The 23,342-nt window shown below is 41.1% G+C and carries 17 protein-coding genes; 5 read left to right on the plus strand and 12 right to left on the minus strand.

All coding sequences use genetic code 11. The annotated features are described in order from the left end of the window. Positions 1 to 99: 99 nt before the first annotated feature. The 4 genes from pncB to PZ638_RS14180 all read left to right on the plus strand — a co-directional run bounded on the left by pncB (position 100) and on the right by PZ638_RS14180 (position 6,491). Positions 100 to 1,314 carry a nicotinate phosphoribosyltransferase gene (gene pncB, locus PZ638_RS14165; protein WP_272674338.1) on the plus strand — a complete coding sequence of 405 codons (1,215 nt, stop codon included), beginning with the start codon at positions 100 to 102 and terminating at the stop codon, positions 1,312 to 1,314. 490 nt (positions 1,315 to 1,804) lie between these two features. Beyond that, positions 1,805 to 3,205 carry an asparagine--tRNA ligase gene (gene asnS / locus PZ638_RS14170; RefSeq protein WP_036957910.1) on the plus strand — a complete coding sequence of 467 codons (1,401 nt, stop codon included), beginning with the start codon at positions 1,805 to 1,807 and terminating at the stop codon, positions 3,203 to 3,205. 568 nt (positions 3,206 to 3,773) lie between these two features. Further along, positions 3,774 to 4,889: a porin gene (locus tag PZ638_RS14175; protein ID WP_272666691.1), complete on the plus strand. Its 1,116-nt coding sequence runs from the start codon at positions 3,774 to 3,776 to the stop codon at positions 4,887 to 4,889. 411 nt (positions 4,890 to 5,300) lie between these two features. Next, positions 5,301 to 6,491 carry an amino acid aminotransferase gene (locus PZ638_RS14180; RefSeq protein ID WP_094960698.1) on the plus strand — a complete coding sequence of 397 codons (1,191 nt, stop codon included), beginning with the start codon at positions 5,301 to 5,303 and terminating at the stop codon, positions 6,489 to 6,491. Between the two features lie 84 nt (positions 6,492 to 6,575). On the opposite strand, the gene PZ638_RS14185 is transcribed toward PZ638_RS14180, so the two are convergent. The 7 genes from PZ638_RS14185 to cmoM all read right to left on the minus strand — a co-directional run bounded on the left by PZ638_RS14185 (position 6,576) and on the right by cmoM (position 17,624). After that, on the minus strand, positions 6,576 to 7,223 hold the full coding sequence (locus PZ638_RS14185) for an MBL fold metallo-hydrolase (RefSeq protein ID WP_004256171.1): 648 nt from the start codon (positions 7,221 to 7,223) through the stop codon (positions 6,576 to 6,578). Positions 7,224 to 7,262: 39 nt separating this feature from the next. Beyond that, complete coding sequence (gene mepK, locus PZ638_RS14190) at positions 7,263 to 7,811, minus strand: peptidoglycan L,D-endopeptidase MepK (protein WP_004256173.1); 549 nt, start codon at positions 7,809 to 7,811, stop codon at positions 7,263 to 7,265. Between the two features lie 389 nt (positions 7,812 to 8,200). Beyond that, the gene (gene ldtD, locus PZ638_RS14195; protein ID WP_164455821.1) at positions 8,201 to 9,952 is read right to left on the minus strand and encodes a L,D-transpeptidase; all 1,752 of its coding nucleotides are present in this window, start codon (positions 9,950 to 9,952) and stop codon (positions 8,201 to 8,203) included. Between the two features lie 413 nt (positions 9,953 to 10,365). After that, on the minus strand, positions 10,366 to 14,808 hold the full coding sequence (gene mukB / locus PZ638_RS14200; RefSeq protein WP_164455823.1) for a chromosome partition protein MukB: 4,443 nt from the start codon (positions 14,806 to 14,808) through the stop codon (positions 10,366 to 10,368). Next, entirely contained in the window at positions 14,808 to 15,533 is a 726-nt protein-coding gene (mukE, locus tag PZ638_RS14205; RefSeq protein WP_004256187.1) for a chromosome partition protein MukE, read from the minus strand. The genes mukB and mukE overlap by 1 nt, the downstream gene beginning before the upstream one ends. Continuing rightward, the gene (gene mukF / locus PZ638_RS14210; protein ID WP_094960694.1) at positions 15,514 to 16,839 is read right to left on the minus strand and encodes a chromosome partition protein MukF; all 1,326 of its coding nucleotides are present in this window, start codon (positions 16,837 to 16,839) and stop codon (positions 15,514 to 15,516) included. The genes mukE and mukF overlap by 20 nt, the downstream gene beginning before the upstream one ends. Next, positions 16,836 to 17,624, minus strand: coding sequence for a tRNA uridine 5-oxyacetic acid(34) methyltransferase CmoM (gene cmoM, locus PZ638_RS14215; protein ID WP_164455826.1), 789 nt, complete (start codon positions 17,622 to 17,624; stop codon positions 16,836 to 16,838). The genes mukF and cmoM overlap by 4 nt, the downstream gene beginning before the upstream one ends. Positions 17,625 to 17,978: 354 nt before the next feature. On the opposite strand from cmoM, the gene elyC reads away from it, so the two are divergent. Continuing rightward, positions 17,979 to 18,806: an envelope biogenesis factor ElyC gene (elyC, locus tag PZ638_RS14220; protein ID WP_164455828.1), complete on the plus strand. Its 828-nt coding sequence runs from the start codon at positions 17,979 to 17,981 to the stop codon at positions 18,804 to 18,806. A gap of 87 nt (positions 18,807 to 18,893) precedes the next feature. Here the strand turns inward: elyC and kdsB are convergent, their stop codons facing one another. The 5 genes from kdsB to msbA all read right to left on the minus strand — a co-directional run bounded on the left by kdsB (position 18,894) and on the right by msbA (position 23,323). After that, entirely contained in the window at positions 18,894 to 19,640 is a 747-nt protein-coding gene (gene kdsB, locus PZ638_RS14225; RefSeq protein ID WP_096864230.1) for a 3-deoxy-manno-octulosonate cytidylyltransferase, read from the minus strand. A gap of 5 nt (positions 19,641 to 19,645) precedes the next feature. Continuing rightward, on the minus strand, positions 19,646 to 19,825 hold the full coding sequence (locus PZ638_RS14230; RefSeq protein WP_004256203.1) for a Trm112 family protein: 180 nt from the start codon (positions 19,823 to 19,825) through the stop codon (positions 19,646 to 19,648). A 139-nt stretch (positions 19,826 to 19,964) separates the two neighbouring features. After that, the gene (locus tag PZ638_RS14235) at positions 19,965 to 20,180 is read right to left on the minus strand and encodes a cold-shock protein (RefSeq protein WP_004256206.1); all 216 of its coding nucleotides are present in this window, start codon (positions 20,178 to 20,180) and stop codon (positions 19,965 to 19,967) included. A 402-nt stretch (positions 20,181 to 20,582) separates the two neighbouring features. Beyond that, entirely contained in the window at positions 20,583 to 21,581 is a 999-nt protein-coding gene (lpxK, locus tag PZ638_RS14240; RefSeq protein WP_094960691.1) for a tetraacyldisaccharide 4'-kinase, read from the minus strand. Next, entirely contained in the window at positions 21,578 to 23,323 is a 1,746-nt protein-coding gene (msbA, locus tag PZ638_RS14245) for a lipid A ABC transporter ATP-binding protein/permease MsbA (protein ID WP_004256213.1), read from the minus strand. Before msbA ends, lpxK begins: the two co-directional genes overlap by 4 nt. Positions 23,324 to 23,342: the final 19 nt, after the last annotated feature.

The following is a 23,342-nucleotide window of genomic DNA, read 5'->3' on the forward strand; positions in this document are numbered from 1 at the left end:
TGTGACTTTTTGAAAAATCAAACAGTTTTCAAGGGAAACAAGAGTATAAATGAATAGCATTAGTGGTAAAGATAAGCTCCGCGAGGATGTTTGCGTGCCATGAATTTAGACGCTACACCAATTATTACATCACTGCTTGATACCGATGCTTACAAGCTTCATATGCAGCAGGCCGTTTTCCACCGTTACCACCAGGTACCGGTTGTCGCTGAGTTCCGCTGTCGTAGCAGTGAGATCTTAGGTGCTTACGCCAATGAAATCAGGCAACAAATTCAGTTGATGGCTAACTTATCACTTTCTGATAATGAACTGAATTTTCTCCGCCGCTTACCTTTCTTCCAAGAAGACTATCTTACGTGGTTAAAATCATTCCGCTTTAACCCTGAACAAGTCGTTGTCAGTACCACCGACGAAGGCCAATTGGCTATTCGCATTAGTGGGCCTTGGCGTGAAGTGATCATGTGGGAGGTACCACTCCTTGCATTGGTCAGTGAAATCATCCAAAAAGATAGGCACCCAAACATTCATCCTGATGATGCTGTTCAGCAACTTAAAAAGCTGTTAAATGTTTTTTATCAACAAGCTGATGAGCACCAACTCGACTTGTCTAATTTTAAGCTAATGGACTTCGGGACACGCCGCCGTTTTTCCTACGATGTGCAATCCGCCATTGTTTCGATGCTTAAACAAGAATTTCCTTATCTTGTGGGGACTAGCAATTACAAACTTGCTCACGAGTTAAACTTAGCCCCTGTTGGCACACAAGCCCATGAGTGGTTCCAAGCCCACCAGCAAATCAGCCCTGAATTGGCAAATAGCCAACGCGAGGCATTGCAGAGCTGGCTAGATGAATACCCTAATCACTTAGGTGTCGCATTAACTGACTGTATCACCATGGATGCCTTTTTGCGTGATTTTGATGCTAACTTTGCGAACCGCTACCAAGGGTTGCGTCATGATTCAGGGGACCCGATCGAATGGGGCGAAAAAGCCATTGCTCATTACCAAAAATTGGGTATCGACCCTATGAGCAAAACACTGGTGTTCTCTGACAGCTTAGACTTACAAAAAGCACTTGAATTATATCGTTATTTCCACCAACGGATTAACCTTGTTTTTGGTATCGGCACTCGTCTAACCTGCAATATTCCCAATGTTACACCGCTAAATATTGTGATCAAATTGGTAGAGTGCAATGGTAAGCCTGTCGCTAAGCTCTCAGATAGCCCAGGAAAAACCATTTGTGAAGATGATGAGTTCGTCAATCAACTCAGAAAAGCGTTCGACCTCCCTAAAATGGAAAAAGCCAGCTAATTAAGTCGCTTTTCCCTAGCTCTGAGTAAGAATTTGCACTTTTCTTGCCCAGAGCTTCAAAACCCCCTTTTTCTTTTATTCACTTACTATTACTATAGCTTTTAAGCTCAATAACCACGCTTCGCTTCAACAGAAATGTTTTATCGCGATTTTTTACTTGTTTCCTAATAAATGGCAAGTAACATAGAGCTTTGGCCCCTGAAAAATGGGATTTCGTTAATATCCCTACTTTAACTATTTTAATCGCCATAAACCGATGACATTTTTTGAATAATATTCATAGATATAAGCGGTCGAATGGATTTAAAACAATTTGAATTACATCCTAAATAATTCGAGTTGTAGGAAGGCGGCAAACAAAGTGAGCCCTAGGAGCATACATAAGTATGTGACTAGGGTCGGTTTGTGAAGCCAACGCATCTACGGCTCGAAGTATGACGGATTGAGATAGTCGAAGTAGATATCGTTAAATATGAAGAGAGTGAATTATATGATAGTAGCGCCTGTAGTCGACGTACTGCAAGGCCGAGTGGCGGTAGGCACAGAAGTCACCGTTCAAGGCTGGGTACGTACAAGGAGAGATTCAAATGCTGGTTTTTCTTTCCTCGCCGTTTATGACGGTTCTTGCTTTAATCCGTTACAGGCTATCATTAATAATAATTTACCGAATTATAATGACGAAGTCCTGCACCTAACAACGGGTTGTTCTGTTGAAGTTACGGGTACCGTAAAAGAATCCCCAGGCCAAGGTCAATCATTTGAGCTTGAAGCCACTGCTGTAAAAGTTGTTGGTTGGGTTGAAGACCCTGACACCTACCCAATGGCAGCGAAGCGTCATAGTGTTGAGTTTTTACGTGAAGCCGCACACTTGCGCCCACGTACTAACTTAATTGGTGCCGTTGCACGTGTGCGTCATACTTTAGCGCAAGCTATCCACCGTTTCTTTGATGAGCAAGGCTACTTCTGGGTTTCAACTCCAGTGATCACTGCCTCAGACACCGAAGGCGCGGGGGAAATGTTCCGTGTTTCTACATTGGATTACAATAACCTGCCACGTGATGACAAAGGTGAAGTCGATTTCAGCGAAGATTTCTTTGGTCGCGAAGCTTTCTTAACCGTTTCAGGCCAACTGAACGGTGAAGCCTATGCAACAGCGATTAGCAAAGTTTACACTTTCGGCCCAACCTTCCGTGCTGAAAACTCAAATACTAGCCGTCACTTAGCTGAATTCTGGATGGTCGAACCTGAAGTGGCATTTGCTTCTTTAGATGATGTCGCAGGCCTTGCAGAAAAAATGCTGAAATTCGCCTTCAAAGCCGCTCTTGAAGAACGCCGTGATGACTTAGAATTCTTTGCACAACGTGTTGATAAAGACGTTATCAACCGCTTAGAAAGCTTTGTTAACTCAGACTTTGCACAAGTTGATTACACGGATGCCATTAAAATCCTAGAAACTTGTGGTCAAAAATTCGAAAACCCAGTTTATTGGGGTGTCGATATGTCGTCTGAGCACGAGCGTTACCTTGCTGAGCAACACTTTAAAGCCCCTGTGGTTGTGAAAAACTACCCGAAAGACATCAAAGCTTTCTATATGCGCCTCAATGAAGATGGCAAAACTGTTGCTGCGATGGATGTATTAGCACCGGGTATTGGTGAAATCATCGGTGGCTCACAGCGTGAAGAACGTCTTGATATGCTAGATGCCCGCCTTGAAGAAATGGGTATGAATAAAGAAGATTACTGGTGGTACCGTGATCTGCGCCGTTATGGTACCGTTCCTCACTCAGGTTTCGGCCTTGGTTTTGAGCGTTTAGTGGCTTACGTCACTGGTGTGGGTAACGTACGTGAAGTGATTCCATTCCCACGTACCCCAAGAAATGCAGCGTTCTAATAACTGCTTTTCTATGTTAACACCTTAATATACGGGCCAACTAATGTTGGCCCGTTACTTTTCAGTCCTAATATGCTTTCACTATACAACTATCTCATCTTGTTACATCAAATTACAGCCACATGATAACCAGGTCACAATTTTTACGTTATCACCTTATTATTCTCCGTAAACAGCCAGCAATCTGCTACCGCTAAGAATAATCTGCTTTTTAATCTCGCTATTCTCTTTTTACTGGTCATAAATAACCGTTTTACATTCGCTAAACTGCTCAAAAAAAACTCAATTTGTCTTTTGAAAAAGTTCCCTAATTTTTGTAATATTTTTTAAACTGGTACGATGAGTGATTATTTATTGATCTATTTTTTACATTTTGAAACATCTAGTTACCATTTGTTTCAGAATCTTTGATTTTGTAGCACTTTGAGGGTAGATAATTTTATTTAGCAATGGAACACTGGTCGCCGACATAGACGACACTAATCTCTCACAAATAGTTCCAATTATTTTTTGCGAATTATTTTTGGCAGTGGCAGGTGTCCGAATAACACCAATGAGGGTAATAATAATGATGAAACGCAATATTCTTGCAATGGTTATCCCAGCTCTGTTAGCTGCTGGTGCAGCAAACGCAGCTGAAGTATACAACAAAGACGGCAACAAATTAGACGTTTACGGTAAAGTTGACGTTCGTCACTACTTTGCTGACAACAAAAAAGTGACCAGCACTGATCGTGCTAAAAGCCAAGATGGTGATGACTCACGTGTTCGTTTAGGTCTGAAAGGTGATACTCAAATCACTGATCAACTGACTGGTTTTGGTCGTTTCGAGTGGGAAACTAAAACTAACAAAACTGAAGGCAATAACGACAATAAAAATCGTTTAGCTTACGCGGGTCTGAAATTTGCTGATTTCGGTTCAATCGATTACGGCCGTAACTACGGTGTTATCTATGACACGAACGCATGGACCGACGTTATGCCTTTATGGGGCGGCGACACTATGGCTCAGTCTGACACATTCATGACTAGCCGTAACCGTAACCTGTTAACTTACCGTAACAACAATGCTTTCGGTTATGTTGATGGCCTGAGCTTCGCTCTGCAATATCAAGGTAAAAATGGCGACCAGAATAAATCTGGCGGTAAAGAAGCCTGGGAAAACAATGGCGATGGCTATGGTTTATCTTTAGCTTATGACTTAGGTTGGGGTGTAACTCTGGGTGGTGGTTATTCAAACTCAGCTCGCACAGCATCACAAAAAGTTTCTGAAGCAGATGGCAAGCGTGCACAAGCTTGGAACGTTGGCGGTAAATTCGACGCTAACAATGTTTACTTAGCAGCTATGTACGGTCAAACACTAAACACTACACACTATGGTGTTGATGATGAAATTGCTAACAAAACTGAAAACGTTGAGTTAGTTGCACAATACCTATTCGACTTCGGCCTGAAACCATCTTTAGGTTATAACCAATCTAAAGGTAAATCATTACGTAATGGTGATGCAGGTAATAATGACCTAGTTAAATATATTTCTGTAGGTTCTTACTACTACTTCAACAAAAACATGTCTGCAGTTGTTGATTACAAAATCAATCTGTTAGATAAAAATGACTTTACTAAATCAGCTGGTATCAGCACTGATAACGTAGTTGGTTTAGGCCTGATCTACCAATTCTAATTATCAGTTAACTGATAAACTAGAAAACGGTAACATGTTTTTGCAAGCAGCGCTTCGGCGCTGCTTTTTTATTTCGCTCTCCCCGCCTCAAACTACCTCCTCCTAAAAACTCCCAAATTATCGGTAAGACAGACTGATTCACCGCCTTTATAGATATTTATGGTTAGATTACATGCAATTCCTACCTAGTTCACAAGATCTCGCCGATTTTTTGTAAAACGGTTGGCAAAAAGCCTTTATCACGTTACCCTGAGAACTCGACTCGTTCGACTAAACCCGTTTTCAGCTACACCCGCGAGTTTCGTATGGTATGGGCAGATTACAAGCAAGGATAGCCAACCGCATTCTCACTTATGCCTTCATACCTTAGGAACTGTGTGGGTACCACTACAGAGCTTTGGAATCGACAACATGTTTGAAAAAATTACTTCTGCCCCTGCTGACCCAATCTTAGGTCTTGCTGATAGTTTCCGTGCTGATCCCCGCGATAATAAAATCAACTTAGGTATTGGCGTCTATAAAGACGAATCAGGGAAAACCCCTGTGCTTGATACCGTTAAAAAAGCAGAAAAATTCCTGCTGGATAACGAAAACACCAAAAACTATCTTGCGATTAGCGGAATGCCAGAGTTCGGCCGTGTAACACAAGAACTGTTATTCGGTGCACAACATGAAATTGTCACCTCAAAACGTGCACGTACAGCGCAAGCACCCGGCGGTACTGGTGCCCTGCGTATCGCAGCTGATTTTATTGCGAAGCAAACTAATGCAAAACGCGTTTGGATCAGCAACCCAACTTGGCCTAATCACAAAAATATTTTTGAAGCGGCTGGCTTAGAAGTGCTGACCTACAATTACTATGATGCAGCCAACCACGGTATGGATTTCGACGGTATGCTTAACAGCCTGTCATCCGCTGTTGCTGGCGATGTGATTGTTCTACACGGTTGCTGCCATAACCCAACGGGTATTGACCCAACTGCTGAGCAATGGACAAAGCTGGCGGCATTATGTGCGGAAAAAGGTTTATTGCCGGTTTTTGACTTTGCTTACCAAGGTTTCGCAAAAGGCTTAGATGAAGATGCCGAAGGCCTGCGTATTTTCACCAAAAACAACCCTGAAATGATTGTGGCGAGCTCATTCTCTAAAAACTTCGGTCTATACAATGAGCGTGTTGGTGCTTGTACAATCATTGCCAAAGACAGTGACAACGCAGAGCGTGCATTTAGTCAAGCGAAAGCGGTTATTCGTGCCAACTACTCAAACCCACCAGCGCACGGTGCTGCAGTGGTAACAACCATCCTTTCTGATGACGTATTAAAAGCTGAGTGGATCCAAGAGTTAACCGCAATGCGTGAGCGTATTAAACGCATGCGCCAACTGTTAGTGAAAACATTGGAAGAAAAAGGCGCTAAACAGGACTTTAGCTTCATTATCAACCAAAACGGTATGTTCTCCTTCAGTGGCCTAACAAAAGAGCAGGTAGAGCGTCTACGTAGCGAATTTGGTATCTATGCCGTAAGCTCTGGCCGTATTAACGTGGCAGGCTTAACATTAGAGAACATGGTTCCATTATGTGATGCCATCGTTAAAGTGCTGTAATCATTACATAGCACATGCTATCTAATACAAAAGGCACCTGACTAGGTGCCTTTTACGTCAAACTGTTAACCACTTAAAAATCAATTACCAAACAGGTAACTCATCTTGTAAGAAAGGATTTGTTTTCCGCTCAAAACCGAGATTAGACATCGGCCCATGACCAGGAATAAATTGATAATCATCGCCAAGCGGTAATACTTTGTTTTTAATTGATGAAATTAAATCTTGATGATTACCTCGTGGGAAGTCACTACGACCAACACCACCTTTGAATAATACATCACCCATGGAAATTAATTTATCAGCATGGTTCACAAAAATAATATGACCGGGCGTATGGCCAGGACAATGCAGTACATCAAATGTAATATTGCCACAAGTCACCTTGTCCCCTTCTTCTAACCAGTAATCTGGTGTGAAGTCAGGGCATTCGCCTATATAAAACATTGCATTTTGCTCTGCGAGGTTTTCAATCCAAAAGGCGTCTTCTTTTTGTGGACCATAAATAGGCACTGAAAAGTGCTTAGAAAGGGTAGCCGATGCACCGATATGATCAGAATGACCATGCGTTAACAGAATTTTAGTTAACTTCAGCCCAAGGTTTTCAATAGCAGAAATTAACTTCTCTGCTTCTCCACCGGGGTCAACAACAACTGCATCTAACGTATTTTCATCCCAAATAACTTGGCAGTTTTGCATAAACGGTGTTACTGGGATAATAGTATATTTCATCGAGCAATTACTCCATAATCTGTGTCACCTATGCACAGATTACCATGTTCTTGCAGGCCCTGTATCAATATGTATAAAATTGCTTCGAGGATAATAACCAACACCACCTGCTTTCATTTTCAGCGCAGCTTTACGGATATTACTCAATTGTAACCCTTCGATATGGAAATCCATCGCCTGCCCGCGTGTGTGGTAGCTTTTCTTTGCCACCCCAGAACTTTTACTACGTAATTTATTATTAGTCTCTAAAGAACGATAACCAGAGATCAGTTGGACAGGTTTGTTTGTTCCCATCATCATTTGTAATAAATAGATTTGGTCAAACAGTTTTGGGTCAATAGTTTTCACTTTGTCGCAACGGTAGTCACGGAAAAAATGATTTAAACGTGCTAGTTCAGACTTATTATAACGGCGCCCGTCAAAAAATTCGGTTTTTAACGATTCGCCTGTATTAATATTTTGAAAACGCAAAATCCGTGGTCGAGGGGTCGTCATTGCAGCAAAGACATGGCTTGGTAATAAACTAAGGCCAATCGTTGCAGCCCCAATACCTAGCCACTTTCTGCGGGATTGATCAATTATATCCATAGGTGATAGCTCAGACTCTAATAATTTCAGTATTAATCGATAAAATTTTGGCAACCTATTGAGTCTAGCAAATCATGCTTAGCTTTAATGTATAATTATGTAAAGATATGCATACTTAACAGGAATTTTATTGCAGTTTTCGTCAGTAATAGAGTTTTGTCACTCAAACTGCTCGAAACATGCAATCTTAGACACAAAATATGCTGCCTTTATCAAAGTAAGTAAAATAGCCATAGCTGAATAACTATAAAGCAATGGAATAAACAGGATAAAAACGGAGAATAGAGGAAACGTCACGGAATGAAAATTTACGAAGAACTATGTTCAGGCCGTTAATACGTAAAATAATTAAGGGGAGAAAACTCCCCCTTATAAATTAAAACTCACAATTAGTGTAAAATCTTTTTCAACATTGGCAAATATTTATCTGCATTATCAATAGAATTATCATACTGATAAATATCTGCTCGATATTGTGGCTGTTGGTCTTTATCTACCCAAGCCGTTTGGTAGTACAGAAAAACGGGGATTCTATCTGGTATATTCACATACCGTGTTGACCCCTCTTTCAATGCACCGTCAATTCGTTTTTGTTCCCAACCTGCATCACCTAACAAAATACTGGCTAACTCACTTGCTTTATTCACACGCACACATCCAGAGCTTATTGCACGTGCATTACGATTAAACAAACTATGGTTTGGTGTATCGTGTAAATAAATCGCATCTGAACTCGGCATATTAAACTTATAGCGCCCTAATGAGTTAGTTGGGCCAGGAGCTTGTCGAATTCGATATGGGAAATTAGCTGGAGTAATATTATCCCAGTCAATGGCATATGGGTTGATTTCATATGAATCAGCCCCCCAACCAGAATAAACCGTATAGCCTTTTCGACTAAAATAACTTGGGTCTTGCTTCCCTTTTGGGGCGATATCTTTACGTGCCATACTGGTTGGCACACTCCAAGGCGGGTTAATTACCACGTTATTTAGCGCACTGCTCATGATCGGCGTTTTACGATCAGCACGACCAACAATCACTTTAGAATCTAAAATGACTTCGTCATTTAAATAGAAATCTAAAGAGTAGCCTGGAATATTAACTAATATTCCTGTACCACTACTTGCAGGAATAATACGTAAACGTTGGATATTAAGCGCCATTAAACCTGCTTTTTGTTTTGGCTGCATATTTAACCAAACACGCGTGCCTTTTCCAACTACACCGTCGGCCTCTAAACCATATTGTAATTGGAATTTTTTTACAGCATCAACGAGTTCTTGGTCATATACTTTGGACACGGTACTTGCAGGTGCATCACTTGGTTCTGTTGGTTCGACGGTTTGTTCAACCGCCAGCTCGGCAACTTGAGCCATTGTTTCAGGAGGCGCAACTTCTTCGGTTACATTTCCACCTTCAAGTAACCCTTCACGTTGTAAGATTTGACGTAACATAACCACATCATCGCTAGACTGCCCTGGTTTTAATGTTTTTGTTCCTACTATTTCTAGGTTATCTTCAGGCATCGCCAATAATTTCAACATTTCCTTGCGCATTGGCAGGTACATTGGATGATTCGGTGCCTGTGATTTTACCCAACTACTTAGGTTATTAGATTCAACGGCGTCTATCCATGGTTTCATTTGAGCCGTTGTTGGAGCAATAATTTTATATGGCCGATTAGTATATAGCCAGTACTGCCCACTCGCCTCTATTGATGATAAATACTGTAAATAGCCAAGCATGGCATCAGATAAAATAACGTCGCGGCCCAGTTCATTTAACTGGTTATTTTCAAGTATTGCCAACCATTCCCCAAATTGAGGCTGAACCCCAGCAAGGGATAATTCTGCCAATTGTTGTTGAAATTGGCTAATTGCCGTTTCATCTTGCCACAATAGCTGCATTTGCCTATCAGCATATAGTTTTGCTAATTGCGTAGAAAAAATAGGTTTCACATCCGTAGGAAGTGATTGTGTTATTTTTACTAAACTTTCTGTTGGTGTAACTGGAGCTACCGTTTGAACTTCAGAAACACTTTGCTGCGTATTTTCTTCATTTGAAAATGCAGGAAACTGTAACGCCATCAACCCGCATATTACTGAGACTTGCAGAGCTCGCACTCTTCTCTTTGCCATACATCCACCTTAATTAACTACATGGATAACAATATTTTTTATTATAATTACAATTTTATTGTATTTAATTTTAGCAGTAATGTTATAGGAATAGACTAATTTTCCTTTTTTCGGATTATAGACAGATAACCACTTAATGAGAAAAAGAATTATTTTCATTATTAGTGGGTATTTATTGGTGCTTTAAACATAGATGAATTTTATTTTAATTAAAAGCTTTAGCTAACGCTTTCTTTCTCACTTAATTTCCATATAGAAAAAGAGGTTTTCATCATGAAAAAATATGTTTTAAACATCGGGTTTTATTCAAATTAATTAATAATCTTGTTAAATTGCATTTGCACTATTTGTTAAATACAAGAAAACCGATATTTATTCCTAAATACCGGCTTTCATTTCATTCACAAAAACTATTACTGCAATGTTGGTGCTTGTACGTTCGGGGTTTCTTGTCCGAAGCCTTTTAAGCCAACCACATGCACATGCTCATGATTACCAACCACTTTACGAACTAGCTTATAGGTTGTGCCCTTCTCAGGACTAATATTCTCAGGCGCCGCAATAATTAGCTGCATTTCTAACCTGTCACACAGTTCAAATAAGGTTGCAATTGATTTAGCATCTAATCGCGCAGCTTCATCTAAGAATAATAAACGGCAAGGAATAATATCTTTCGCACGCAAACGGCGAGACTCTTCTTCCCAGCTTTGTACTACCATCACTAAGATGGACATACCCGTACCAATAGCCTCACCGGTGGATAACGCACCACTTTCTGCTTTTAACCAGCCATCTGAACCTCTATTAACCTCAACTTCTAATTCTAAGTAGTTGCGGTAATCGAGTAATTCTTCACCGATGGTTTGTGGCAACCGCTGCCCAACATCCACTTGAGGGTTAAGGCGTTGGTATAATTTCGCCATCGCTTCAGAGAAAGTTAACCGTTGGCTGGTAAACAAGTCTTGATGCATTTCACTTTCTTCAGAAAGGACACTGAGTAACAGCGCATGGCTTTCTCGAATATTCACATTGAGGCGAACCCCTTTAACCTGACCAAATGCCACGGCTTGCAGCCCTTGGTTTAGCATACGAATTCGATTCTGTTCGCGCTGAATGGTTTTGCGAATAATATTCGCCACACTTTTTGAACTGATCGCCAATTTTTGCTCACGTGCCGTTAGCTCTTCCGTTAAGCGCGCCAGCTCAATTTCCATTTGCTCGATTGCATCAATCGGGTCCTCTGTACGAATGATGTCTTGGCGAATACGTTCACGTAGGTGTTGATATACCGCGATAAAGAATTTGATCTTCCGCTCAGGGTGTTTTGGATCTTCGGACAAACGCAGTACATCACGTAAATGTTCGTTATCCGCAACCGCTAAACGCAACGCACCTAAGGCTTTATCCGACATGGAACGTAAGCTGTCACCGTCAGTATAGGCCAGCTCACGGCGATGTAAACGACGCTCGACGCCATTGTCTTTCACCAAGCGCATTACCGCACACCAACCTGCTTTTGCCGTCACTACCTGCTCACGCAGCATATAGTAGTCTTTTTCTAACTTACGAAGGCGCTTCTGTAAGTTATCCATTTCAGCTTCACATAATGTCAGCTGTTTTTCTAACTGGTTAATACGGCTACGATTTTCCATGACGCGCTGGTGCAGCTCATCACGTCGAATACGAGCGCGCTCTTGAGCATCAGGATCAGCTTTTACGCCGATCTCTTGCATCTCAACTTCGAGCTCTTTCAACATTTCTTGTTTGGTATCGAAAGAACTGCGTAACGAGGCGAGAACTTGATGGAATTGTGCACTTTGTGCTTGGTGCTGACGCAGCTGTTCGCGAGCGCGTGTACGCTCGGTTTCTGCCTGCTCTAAACGCTGACGTAATTTTTCATTCAAGTCCGCGTTTTCATTCACCATTCCTGTTGAGTCACTGTAACTAAAGTGAGCACGACGCTGAACAACCTCAACTAATGCAAAGGCTTGCTGTTTTGCATTTTGTTGGCTGTGTTTTGCTGACTCATAATCTTTGCGTAATTGTTCATGTTGTTCAGGATCACTGAGTAACACTGTCACAATCGGTTCTAACTTTTCTAACGCATGACCATGTTTATTCAGGAAATGTGCCGCTTCTTCTGCTTCCGTTAGTTCTTCGTTTATCTCTTCGACTCTGTCCGCCAATGTTTCATCGAGTAATAACCCCATTTGAGGTAATAAACGATTAAGAGCCGCAAGGCTTTCTTTGCCTTGTGCAAATTGTTGGCGTTGCTGCTGAGTTTGCTCTTCAAATTGTGCCAAAGCACGTTCAATTTCCGTGCGTTTCTGGTTAAGCGAACGAATTTCAGCTTCAGGATCATCTTCAAAGGCCACGGAAATATGTTGGCCTATAAACCGACTGAATGCTTGGTGCGAACGCTGAATTTTCTGCACATCAAATGACAGATTCGCATAACGCTCAGCAAGCTCATCACGTTCAGCAGTTAATGACTCTAAATGACTTTCACGAGCAGCACGACCAAACAAAGGCAATTCAGGATAACGAGAGTAACGCCATTGACGCTCAGACGAACGGACTAATACCGCATTTTCAAATTCCTGCGCATCAAAAACGCTGTCATCGAACGATTGAGGATCCCCCTCGATAAAATAAACATCGTCAGGGCAATCTTGTAATGTTTCGAGCTGGCTACGGACCACAGATAAGTCTTGAACCACAATACCATGACGAGCTGGGCCATATAACGCAGAAAAATAAGCCGCATCTTCGATGGTAATGTCATCATAAATTTCTGATAACAAAACACCATTAAAACGCTCAGCCAACGCTAACATGCGGCCATCTTCCGCACCACTTGGCTGACTTAACCGCTCAATTTGCTTTTCGAGATCTTTACGTTGCGCAGCAACTTCATCTCGTTCAACCGTTATTTCCCTTTCTTGTTCAAGGAGTTGCTGCATAAACTCAGTCACAGCGGTACTTGACTCAAACGTTTCATGGGATTGCTCATTAAGCTGCGTTAGCGCTTCTTGAGCCATAATCCATGCAGGGGCTTTAGATGAAAGTTGGCTAATACGCTGGCGAATTTGTTCCAGTTCTTGGCGCATTTGCATTCGTCTTTCGCCACTCTCATTCACACCAATACTGAGCTCTTCTTGTTGCGCTTCCAGCTCAGCCATCAGTGCATCAAGCTCATCTGGCTCATAGCTTTGGCCATGACGTTTACAGAATTCCGCCAATAAGCGTTCTGCATTTTGCTGGCTATTCAGACGTTGTTGCAATTCAGATAGCTGCATACGTAATGGTTGTACACGATCCGCTAAATGTTGTTGTGATGACCAATCACGTAATAATGTGCGCGCTTGTTGGTATGCATCACTGCGGCTAACTTCCCCTACCATATTTCTAACTAATTGATAGGCTTGCTCAAATTGGCTATGTGCGGCATCCGCCACACTCATTTTTTGCTCAAGCGCTAATAACGCTTGGGTAGCTTGTTGTTCACGCGCTTCGAAGGTATCTAGCCATTCATCTGCGTTATCAATGGATAATTCAGGAAGCTGGCACAATTCACGAGCACGCGTTAAGGCATGCAAGGCTTGCTGGTACTGAATGGCTCGTGTTTGTTGTACATCCAGTGCTTGTTGGTAGTCAGCTAATTGATTTTTTAATTCATCAACTTCAATTTCAGCAGCTTCAGCTCGTGCTTCATATTCTTCTTGAGTTTCAGTCGATTCAGCAACAACTTCACTTTGTTCTTCAAGACGATAAGTCAGTTCTTCGATATCTGCTTGATAGCGATCGATTTTTTCTTGTTGACGCAGCGCGGCTTGCACTAAATTTAAATGGTCACTGGCAGCTTGGTAGTCAGCTTCTAATTCTGTAGATGCCCCATTTTGCTCATTCAATTCACGCGCCATTTCGACGCTACGAACTTGTTCAACACGTAATTGTTTACGGCTAGCTAATAGCTCATTGCGCGCAGCCAGTGCTGCATCAAGGTGAATGCGTCTTTCATTGGAATGGCGCATATAATCCGCAGAAACATAATCAGTCGCCTGGCTAATCAAATGTTTGAATAAGTCGCGGTCTGATTGAGTGACACGAATGGCTTCTAATGTTAAACGGTTTTCACGCAGAGCCGCTTCCATATCTTGGAATGCTTTACGTACCCCACTGTTTTCTGGCAACAAATAATCACGTAATGAGCGAGTAATGGCACTAGAAATACCGCCATATAGTGACGCTTCAATCAGTCGATAATATTTGCTTCGGTCACTCGCAGAACGTAAGCGTTTCGGTAACACGCCTAATTCAAACAGTGTCGAGTGGTAATCGGTAATTGAGCTAAACTGCTTAAACAAAACGCCTTCCTGTTCTTCAAGACGTTCTTTTAGCTCATTGAGTGGGATCACTTTTGCTTGGCGGCCATCGATAACTTCCGTCAATATTTCCGTTGGAACTGTCGCTAATGGAATGCCTTGTACCATAAATGGCTTAATATCGACTTTTTTATCGCGCCCTGCGACTTGCTGTAAACGCACCCCCACCATGACGCGCTGATGCTTCGAATTTAACACATCCAAAATAGCGTAACAGACACCAGGACGTAACTTACCATGCAAGCCTTTATCACGAGAACCTGAGGTCGCGCCGGCTTCCGTTGTGTTACGGAAGTGAAGTAAGGTTAAATCTGGGATCATCGCGGTAATAAATGCCGCCATGGTTGTTGATTTACCCGCACCATTACCACCCGATAACGTGGTCACTAATTCATCAAGGTCAAAAGTTCGGGCAAAAAAACCGTTCCAATTCACCAGCGTCAGTGAGCGAAATTTTCCGCGTTCAATCATTATTCTTCATCCTCATCACTTTCTGCCGGTTCTTGACTCTCTTCGCCATCCTCTTCATCACTATCTTTTAGTGATAATTCACCGTCAAGAGAGATAGCTTCACCATCACGGATCATCCGTAACTGTGCATCTTGTGGGTTATCGCCACTGCGCACATCGGCGCCAAAACGGAATACAGATTCACTAATAATAAATTTACTCGAATCATTTTGCAGAAAATGCACCATTCCCAAGCGACGTAAACGATTGAGTGATGTTCTTAATTTTTCCTGCAATTTTTGTTTATCTAGGTCAGAGCCTGTCGAACGTTGATTAACAAATTTAAGTAGTTTGCTTTCATCCGCTAATGATAATAATTCTTCAAATAACTCTTGTGAGGTAAAAATACCTTGGTTACTCAAGCGTTCAGGGCTGAGATAGAGATAACAAAGAATTTTCCCAACCATCATATCTAATTCAGATAACACAGAGCGAGGTATTAAGGTTGTTGATCGCGGACGTAAATAGAAGAACCCCTCAGGGGCACGAATTAATTCTACGTTATATCGTGCATAAAATTGTTCTAATGCTTCCTGAAAATCCATTAAAAATGCGTGGTTATCAAGGTCATCAACACTAATATGGCGACCTGAACGCAATTGGCTGTCTAGCTCTGGAAAAATCGGGTTAGCTAATGCTTGAGCCAGTTTAACTGGCATAAATTGTTCAATATTTGTCGATGACATGTGCCTGTACCTTGGCTCCGTGATCATTAATAGCTTGCCATTCTGCCGGTAATCCCGCCAAATCAGCCTCTGCGATACCTAATTTAACAGCTTGGTCGATAATAATTCGAGCAACATCAAAATGACGTTTTTGTGGATATTGCAGTAAGTACTCATGCAACACACGGCCAACATCGAGCGGCCGTTGCTCTGCTTTATAAATAGCTAACTCAACTTCCATTAGCTCAGCAAGCTTGTCATTTAATTCACTAAACTCTTCAAACTCAAGCTCTGGTGGTAATTCACCCATGACCTCTTCATCATGCAACGCGAGCTCTTCATCACGCATATCGAATAACCGATCCGCATTAGCGTAAGTGAGTGCCCAAGGGCTATCAAGGTAGTGCTGAACAGATTGACGTAACCGCTGAGAAAATATTCTATTTTTATCCATATCGATAGCTGTACGGATAAACTTATGAACATGACGGTCATAACCAATCCATAAATCGATAGATTGTTGACCCCAGCTAACAATACGGTCTAATTTATTTTGCAGGTCAAAAACCAACCTATCCACTAAGTCAGAGAACGCCGGCGCATTCATATTAGCTTCTTGAATACGTAATAAATTCGCTTGCAGTTTATCCCCTGCGGCTTCCAATGTGTCTTGCAACTCACGCAATGTACCTGATGTTTCTGATAATAATTGCTCACAGTTAGCAATAGCTGCCTGCCAGTCTTGATTTAATAATGCGGCAATATCTTCTTTTACTGAATTTTGCTGTTCATCCATAATACGTTGGGATAAATCAATACTGTCAAAAATTTCAGCAACTGAATATTTTAGTGGGGCAAACACGTAACGATGCCAATAAAATTCATCACCACCTTCCTCTGCGGCTTCAGCGGCACGTTGCAGCTCTCCTGCAACAATAGAAAGTTGCATGGAAAGTCTTAATGTTGAGAACTCTCTCTGACGAATATAATAATCGCTGATGCCAATCCCCAAAGGGGTTAACCGGTAAATTGCATTACCTTCAACAATGTCACTGGCAAAACGGTTAAAAATCTTCTGGCGAACCATATCATTGATGGCATTATTGGCCCTTACTGCCAATGATTCAGTTGTCTGCTCAAACCCTTTGCAAACTTCACGAAAGGCATCAACCAGTTCCCCTTCACTCATTTCACCATTGACTCTTTCACTATTTAATACCGCCACCGCAAGCAAAAATGCTAAACGTTCTGCGGGAAGTGAAATCGAAAGATCATTTTTTCGTGCCCAAGACACAAGTTCAGGGACGGTCTGGGAAAAATCACTCATAAATCGTCCTTTTGTATTTGTTTGCGTGCCATGACATGAACATAACGCCCCATGCTAATATAGGGTTCTTCACGGCAATACTGCTGTTCTAATGCCAACAATGCCGGAAAATCTTTTTGCTGTAACTGCCGACTTTGTAAATAGTCATGGAATACCCTGACACCACTTTTACCGATGATTTGCATATTACACTCGCCCAACCAAGCATCAACCTGATGAGGAAAAAGCGGGTTTTGTGGTGATAACGAGCGTTTACGACGACGTTGAATATGTGGCGTTGCAAGATGAAAATTTCCTAAAATTGCATTACGCATCACCAGACCATTTGCATTATAGAACATGACAGAAAATACGCCTTCTGGTCTAATTATATCTACCAGTTGTTCAATTGCATATTTTTGATCGCTAATCCATTCAAGTACCGCATGAAATAAAACAAGGTCAACAGGTTCATCAATGTATTGTGCAACATCTTGCACCGCACAATGCACAAAACGCATGTTATCGCTAATACCTTGTTCCTTGGCAAGCTCACTACCTCGTTCCAACATCTCTTCAGATAAATCGCAAAGTATCACCTGATGCCCCATTTCGGCGAGTTTGCGTGAAAAGTGTCCTTCACCACCACCTGCATCAAGTATTTTTAGAGTTTTACCCTCAAATTGGCTGCTTAATAATTGAGTTAAATCTTGCCAAACTACCGCTTCTCGTATTTTTCCTTTTGTCGTTCCGTAGATATTTTTTGCAAATTTATCGACAATATCATCAAAGTTGCGGTCTGCCATGTGCTATCCGGTTGCCTATCATCTATTATTTAAAGCGGTTTATGAGCCAATTTGTCGCGAAAAAACGTAAAATGGTTGATTACATCCTGATATTGAGAAAATTAACTCTAACCAGAAATATTCTCATATTGCAGCGTATTTATCACATACAATGCGAGGCGACTGTTAAAACAGGAATTATAACAGATAATAGCTATATTTTTGCATAGTACTTCATTGTGCTCAGCAAATTTCAGTTTGCTACTATTAAACACTATTCTGTTATTTTCCCTCTAATTTCGCTGCGTTATTGCATATTTTTCCGTAGATTCTGCCACAATGATTAATCGATAACCCTTAAAAATAGGCTTAGTTATGTTATTTATCTTAAAAAAATATATTGGTTCTCTATTGATGCCATTACCATTATTACTCATCATCGGGTTTATCGGATTGCTTTTGCTTTGGTTTACACGCTGGCAGCGTTGTGGAAAGGCGTTTACTACCCTAAGTTTAGTTTTAATAACTCTGTTGGGGTTACAACCTGTTTCAGATACTTTACTTGCCCCAGCAGAAAAACAATTCAATAAGCGCTATGAATTAATTACTGAGAATCCACCTCAAGATGTACGTTATATTGTTGTTCTCGGTGGCGGTTTTACGTATAACCCTGATTGGAGTCCAAGTTCCAATCTGTTGAATAATAGCCTACCTAGAGTGACTGAAGGTGTTCGTCTTTACCTTAAACACCCTGGTAGTAAACTAATTTTCACTGGCGGTAAAGCGAGTAGTCCTATCAGCAGTGCCGAAGTTGCTGCACAAGTTGCTCAATCCTTGGGTGTCCCCGCACAAGATACTATTCCACTCACTGAACCCAAAGATACACAAGAGGAAGCTTATGAAGTTGAAAAAATCATTGGGAAATCTCCTTTTTTATTAGTAACTTCTGCTAACCATTTACCTCGAGCGATGACTATGTTTACTCAACGAGGAATGAACCCTTTCCCTGCCCCCGCAAATCAGTTGGTTATCACGAGTGAAATTAATCCATGGGAGAAATATATCCCTTCCTCTTATTTCTTTGGCCATAGTGAACGTGCTTGGTATGAATTTCTTGGTACGCTTTGGTGGCATTTAAAACCCAATAATACACAGACGTTAGAAGAGCAACTTGCTACGCCTGAGTCAGTTACCGCTGAATAGTAGCAAAAAAGGTGTAATCTATTGAGATTACACCTTTTGTTTAGCTAAATCGCATATTGGCTATTTGAGCTATTAGGAAAATGTGGGCTACTGAATAAATTGACTTCTAACGAGTTCAAGATCTTCAGGGGTATCAACACCAGCACCTGGCGTAGTTTTCGCGACATCCACATGAATTTTCTCGCCATACCAAAGCACCCTAAGTTGCTCTAGCATTTCGATTTTCTCTAATGGGCTTGCTTCCCACTTAATATAACGACGAATAAACCCTGCTCGATAAGCGTATATACCAATGTGACGCAAAAAGGTATCCCCTATTACATCATGGCTTTTCGCAAAGTTGTCTCTATCCCAAGGAATAGTTGCCCGAGAAAAATACAATGCATAACCTTCGTGATCAGTAACAACCTTGACAGTATTTGGATTAAACGCTTCATGAGCATCATTAATAGGTACAGCTAGCGTCCCCATTTCAGCTTTACTCCCCTGAAGATTACGAGCAACTTGGCTGATAATCTCAGGTGGAATTAAAGGTTCATCACCTTGCACATTCACAATGATTTCATCGTCAGAAAAAGCATAGGTATCAATAACTTCAGCTAGTCTTTCTGTCCCAGACTGATGATTTGGGTTAGTCATACAAGCTTCACCACCTGCTTCAATCACCGCTTTAGCAACATCAGAGTGATCTGTCGCAACTATCACTCGGCTAGCCCCCGATTTAACAGCTTGCTCCATTACTCGAACAACCATTGGCTTGCCATGGATATCAGCCAAAGGTTTACCTGGTAAGCGTGTTGAGGCATAACGAGCAGGAATAATAACCGTAAACATGAGGATTACTGACCTTCATCTAATGAAACGGGGCGCGCTTCATTTTCTAGTAATACAGGGATGCCGTCACGAATTGGATAGGCTAAATGATCAAACTTACAGATAAGTTCGAGGTTTTCTTTGTTATAACTTAATTTGCCGTGACATACAGGACAGGCAACGATTTCAAGTAAACGGTGATCCATGTTTTCTCCCGAATGGATTTTAACTCACTTGAAGTCAGGATATCACATGCAGATATCACCGTTAACTTTAATCTTCCTGAATAAGATCTCCTGCGAGAGATGAGAGGATAAAAGCAGGAGAAATTGTTCTGTTTATTATCTAATAAGCAATAACGTCAGCTGCCGTTATGCCATCCGAATTACGAGTAACAGAGAACTCAACGTTTTGACCTTCGAATAATGATTTGATTTTTTTATTAGCAATTGACTTTGTTGTCACAAATACATCATCACCACCATTGAATGGTGAAATAAAACCGTAACCTTCTTTTGCGTCAAACCATTTAACTCGACCCATATGTAATTGAAAATTCATATTAAAACTCCTTTTGTTCTGAGAACAATATTTTTTTTATCTTTGTATCATTACTCTTTCTTGCTTCCCATTTATAAAATGCCGATCTATTAATACATCAAAGAGTAATTAAACTTTACCAATTCATGCGCACAAATCATTGCGCATATTTTATAACGCCCATATATATAGATTTCAGACACCGCTAATCTACTGCGAAGTTAACAGTCTATTTTGACATTATGATGACAAAACGCAGTGACAGCGACTTTACAATGTAGATTACGCGAGGATATGAAGACTAACTAAAGAACGGAGCGTGAAATTTAAGCTAGTATAAAATCCAATTATCAATGTATTGTATCTAGATACATAATAAGTAGATCTATATCACATTGGAGATATTATTATCACAGAGGAACGTTATAGACAAGTTTTTTTGTTATTTGTGATAAGTTTTCTTATTCCGCTTAAGATTTTTTCAGCGTCAATCGGCTGCAATTGTGCTTGTACTGGAAGGAACCACCAATTTGGTTGTGCAAAAGCACGGCATTTCACCGCGTCTTTTTCGGTCATTAATAAGTTTTGCTCATTTTTAACTAACGGTGAAAGCTGTTTTAATTCATACGATTGGTGATCAGCAAAAGCATGAGTGTTAATAACTTCGACCCCTTTGTTTTCTAATGAGGTAAAAAAACGAGGAGGATGACCAATACCTGCTATTGCGACAACCGCAGGTAATTGTGTAACTGCACGTTTTTCACCAGTCACCAAGTTATAAGCAACATCGCCTTCAAGGGCCATTACGGCTTCATTTTCTTGAGCTTCACCACCGTTAACAATGACAGCATTAACACGCTTTAAACGCCCAGCCCTTTCACGCATAGGCCCTGCGGGTAGCCACCAACCATTACCAAAACGACGCTGGCCATCAATAACGACAATCTCGTAGTCACGTTGCAATGCATAGTGCTGCAACCCATCATCAGTAATAATCACATCTAATGGGAATTTTTCCAATAACGCTTTAACTGCATCACTGCGCTTAGGCGCAACAGCCACGGGGGATTTAGTACGATGAAAAATTAGTATGGGTTCATCCCCAGCAACTTCAGTTTTCGTCGTTTCATCGAGTATCAGCGGGTACTTTTCAGCTTTACCGCCATACCCTCGAGAAACAACCCCCACGCGGTAGCCTTCTTTGGTGAGTGATTCCACTAACCAGATAACAACAGGGGTTTTACCATTTCCCCCCGCTGTCAGGTTTCCCACCACTACCACTGGAATTGGCGCTTTCCATGAACGTTTCAGCCCGATTTTATAAGCTATATCCCTAATTACCGTTACCAACCCATAAAGGAAAGATAACGGCAGCAATAAAAGATACAGCCATGACTTGCCAGACCAAATGCGTTCTATCATTGTTTAAACTGAATGCTATGTAACTGTGAATATGCGCCATCTTGAGCTAATAGCGATTTATGGTCACCACGCTCAATGATTCGGCCATCTTGTACAACTAATATCTCATCTGCATTTTCTATCGTCGATAACCTGTGTGCAATGACCAAAGATGTTCTATTTTTCTGTAACTCATCAAGGGCAGCTTGAATAGCACGTTCAGACTCTGTATCTAGCGCGGATGTCGCCTCATCAAGAATAAGAATTGGGGCATCACGTAGCAGTGCTCGAGCAATCGCTATTCTTTGACGTTGTCCGCCAGAAAGCATAACACCATTTTCACCAATAACCGTATCCAAGCCTTTTTCAAGTTTAGCAATAAAATCCATTGCATAAGCCATTTCTGCAGCTTTCTCTATTTGCTCACGGCTGTAGCTGCCGTCTGTTGCATAGGCAATATTATTGGCTATCGTATCGTTAAATAGATAAACATGCTGAGAAACTAACGCGACTTGACTACGTAATGAAGATAACGTGTATTCACGAATGTCATGCCCATCAATTTGAATAGACCCCTCGTCGATATCATAAAAACGTGTAATCAAATTTGCAATTGTGGACTTACCTGAACCTGATCGCCCAACTAGAGCAACTGATTTTCCTGCTGGCAAAGTAAACGAAACATCGTCTAACGCAGGATGCTCTTTGGTTGCATAGGTAAAGGTAACATGTTCAAATTTAATATCTCCTTTAACCTCTTTAAGTACTTTATTTCCGTTATCTTTTTCTTGTTCGGAATCTAAGATAGCAAATAAAGTTTGGCAAGCCGCCATACCACGCTGGAATTGTGAGTTAACGTTAGTTAATGATTTTAAAGGACGCATCAGTGCAAACATTGATGAAAAAACAACTGCAATTGTACCCGATGTTAATTCATCACGAATTTCAGGAAAACTCGCTGCATAAAGGACAAATGCTAGTGCAAATGATGCAATTAACTGAACAATAGGGTCTGAAATTGCTGAAGCGGTTACCATTTTCATATTTTGGCGGCGCATGTTGTTACTGACTTTATTAAAGCGTTCAGTCTCAACTTTCTGTCCCCCAAAAATTAAAACTTCTTTATGGCCTTTTAACATCTGTTCAGCACTTGCCGTCACATGCCCCATTCCGGTTTGCATGTTTTTACTAATCTTACGAAAACGTTTAGAGACGATACGAATAGTGACTGATACAATCGGGGCAATTACGATTAAAATAAGAGAAAGTTGCCAGCTATAATAAAACATCATCGCAAACAACCCGATGATATAAGCACTTTCACGAATAATTGTAATTAATGCTCCAGAAGAAGAAGATGCAACTTGTTCTGAATCATAGGTAATTCTAGATAATAGTGTTCCTGTCGATTGCTGGTCAAAAAAACTAACAGGCATTCCCATCATATGACCAAATAATTTACGCCGCATGTTCATCACGACTTTACCTGCAACCCAGGAAACACAATAGGTTGAAACAAAGCTAGACCCACCACGAACAACCATTAAACCTAACACCGCAAGCGGAAGCCATTTTAAAACGTCATTATCTGCTTTATCAAAGCCCTCATCCAATAAAGGTTTTAATAAAGAAATCATAAACGCGTCACCCGCTGCGTTTATGATAAGTGCTATTGCTGCAACGATTAAACCCGCTTTAAAAGGCGCAATTATCGGCCACAAGCGACGAAAAGTTTGTTTTGTCGAAAGGTCTTTATCATTCATACTTTTAATTACCAGACTT

The sequence above is a fragment of the Providencia hangzhouensis genome (genome assembly GCF_029193595.2).
Lineage (GTDB): Bacteria > Pseudomonadota > Gammaproteobacteria > Enterobacterales > Enterobacteriaceae > Providencia > Providencia hangzhouensis.

Excerpts from the sequence above, each read along its gene's own strand:
- PZ638_RS14230 (WP_004256203.1), bottom strand. The coding sequence starts at position 19,825 with ATGGATCACCGTTTACTTGAAATCGTTGCCTGTCCTGTATGTCACGGC.
- cmoM (WP_164455826.1), bottom strand. The coding sequence starts at position 17,624 with ATGGCAGACCGCAACTTTGATGATATTGTCGATAAATTTGCAAAAAAT.
- mukB (WP_164455823.1), bottom strand. The coding sequence starts at position 14,808 with ATGATTGAACGCGGAAAATTTCGCTCACTGACGCTGGTGAATTGGAAC.
- msbA (WP_004256213.1), bottom strand. The coding sequence starts at position 23,323 with ATGAATGATAAAGACCTTTCGACAAAACAAACTTTTCGTCGCTTGTGG.
- mukE (WP_004256187.1), bottom strand. The coding sequence starts at position 15,533 with ATGTCATCGACAAATATTGAACAATTTATGCCAGTTAAACTGGCTCAA.
- kdsB (WP_096864230.1), bottom strand. The coding sequence starts at position 19,640 with ATGTTTACGGTTATTATTCCTGCTCGTTATGCCTCAACACGCTTACCA.
- pncB (WP_272674338.1), top strand. The coding sequence starts at position 100 with ATGAATTTAGACGCTACACCAATTATTACATCACTGCTTGATACCGAT.
- elyC (WP_164455828.1), top strand. The coding sequence starts at position 17,979 with ATGTTATTTATCTTAAAAAAATATATTGGTTCTCTATTGATGCCATTA.
- mukF (WP_094960694.1), bottom strand. The coding sequence starts at position 16,839 with ATGAGTGATTTTTCCCAGACCGTCCCTGAACTTGTGTCTTGGGCACGA.
- mepK (WP_004256173.1), bottom strand. The coding sequence starts at position 7,811 with ATGGATATAATTGATCAATCCCGCAGAAAGTGGCTAGGTATTGGGGCT.
- asnS (WP_036957910.1), top strand. The coding sequence starts at position 1,805 with ATGATAGTAGCGCCTGTAGTCGACGTACTGCAAGGCCGAGTGGCGGTA.
- PZ638_RS14235 (WP_004256206.1), bottom strand. The coding sequence starts at position 20,180 with ATGAATTTTCAATTACATATGGGTCGAGTTAAATGGTTTGACGCAAAA.
- PZ638_RS14180 (WP_094960698.1), top strand. The coding sequence starts at position 5,301 with ATGTTTGAAAAAATTACTTCTGCCCCTGCTGACCCAATCTTAGGTCTT.
- PZ638_RS14175 (WP_272666691.1), top strand. The coding sequence starts at position 3,774 with ATGATGAAACGCAATATTCTTGCAATGGTTATCCCAGCTCTGTTAGCT.
- lpxK (WP_094960691.1), bottom strand. The coding sequence starts at position 21,581 with ATGATAGAACGCATTTGGTCTGGCAAGTCATGGCTGTATCTTTTATTG.
- PZ638_RS14185 (WP_004256171.1), bottom strand. The coding sequence starts at position 7,223 with ATGAAATATACTATTATCCCAGTAACACCGTTTATGCAAAACTGCCAA.
- ldtD (WP_164455821.1), bottom strand. The coding sequence starts at position 9,952 with ATGGCAAAGAGAAGAGTGCGAGCTCTGCAAGTCTCAGTAATATGCGGG.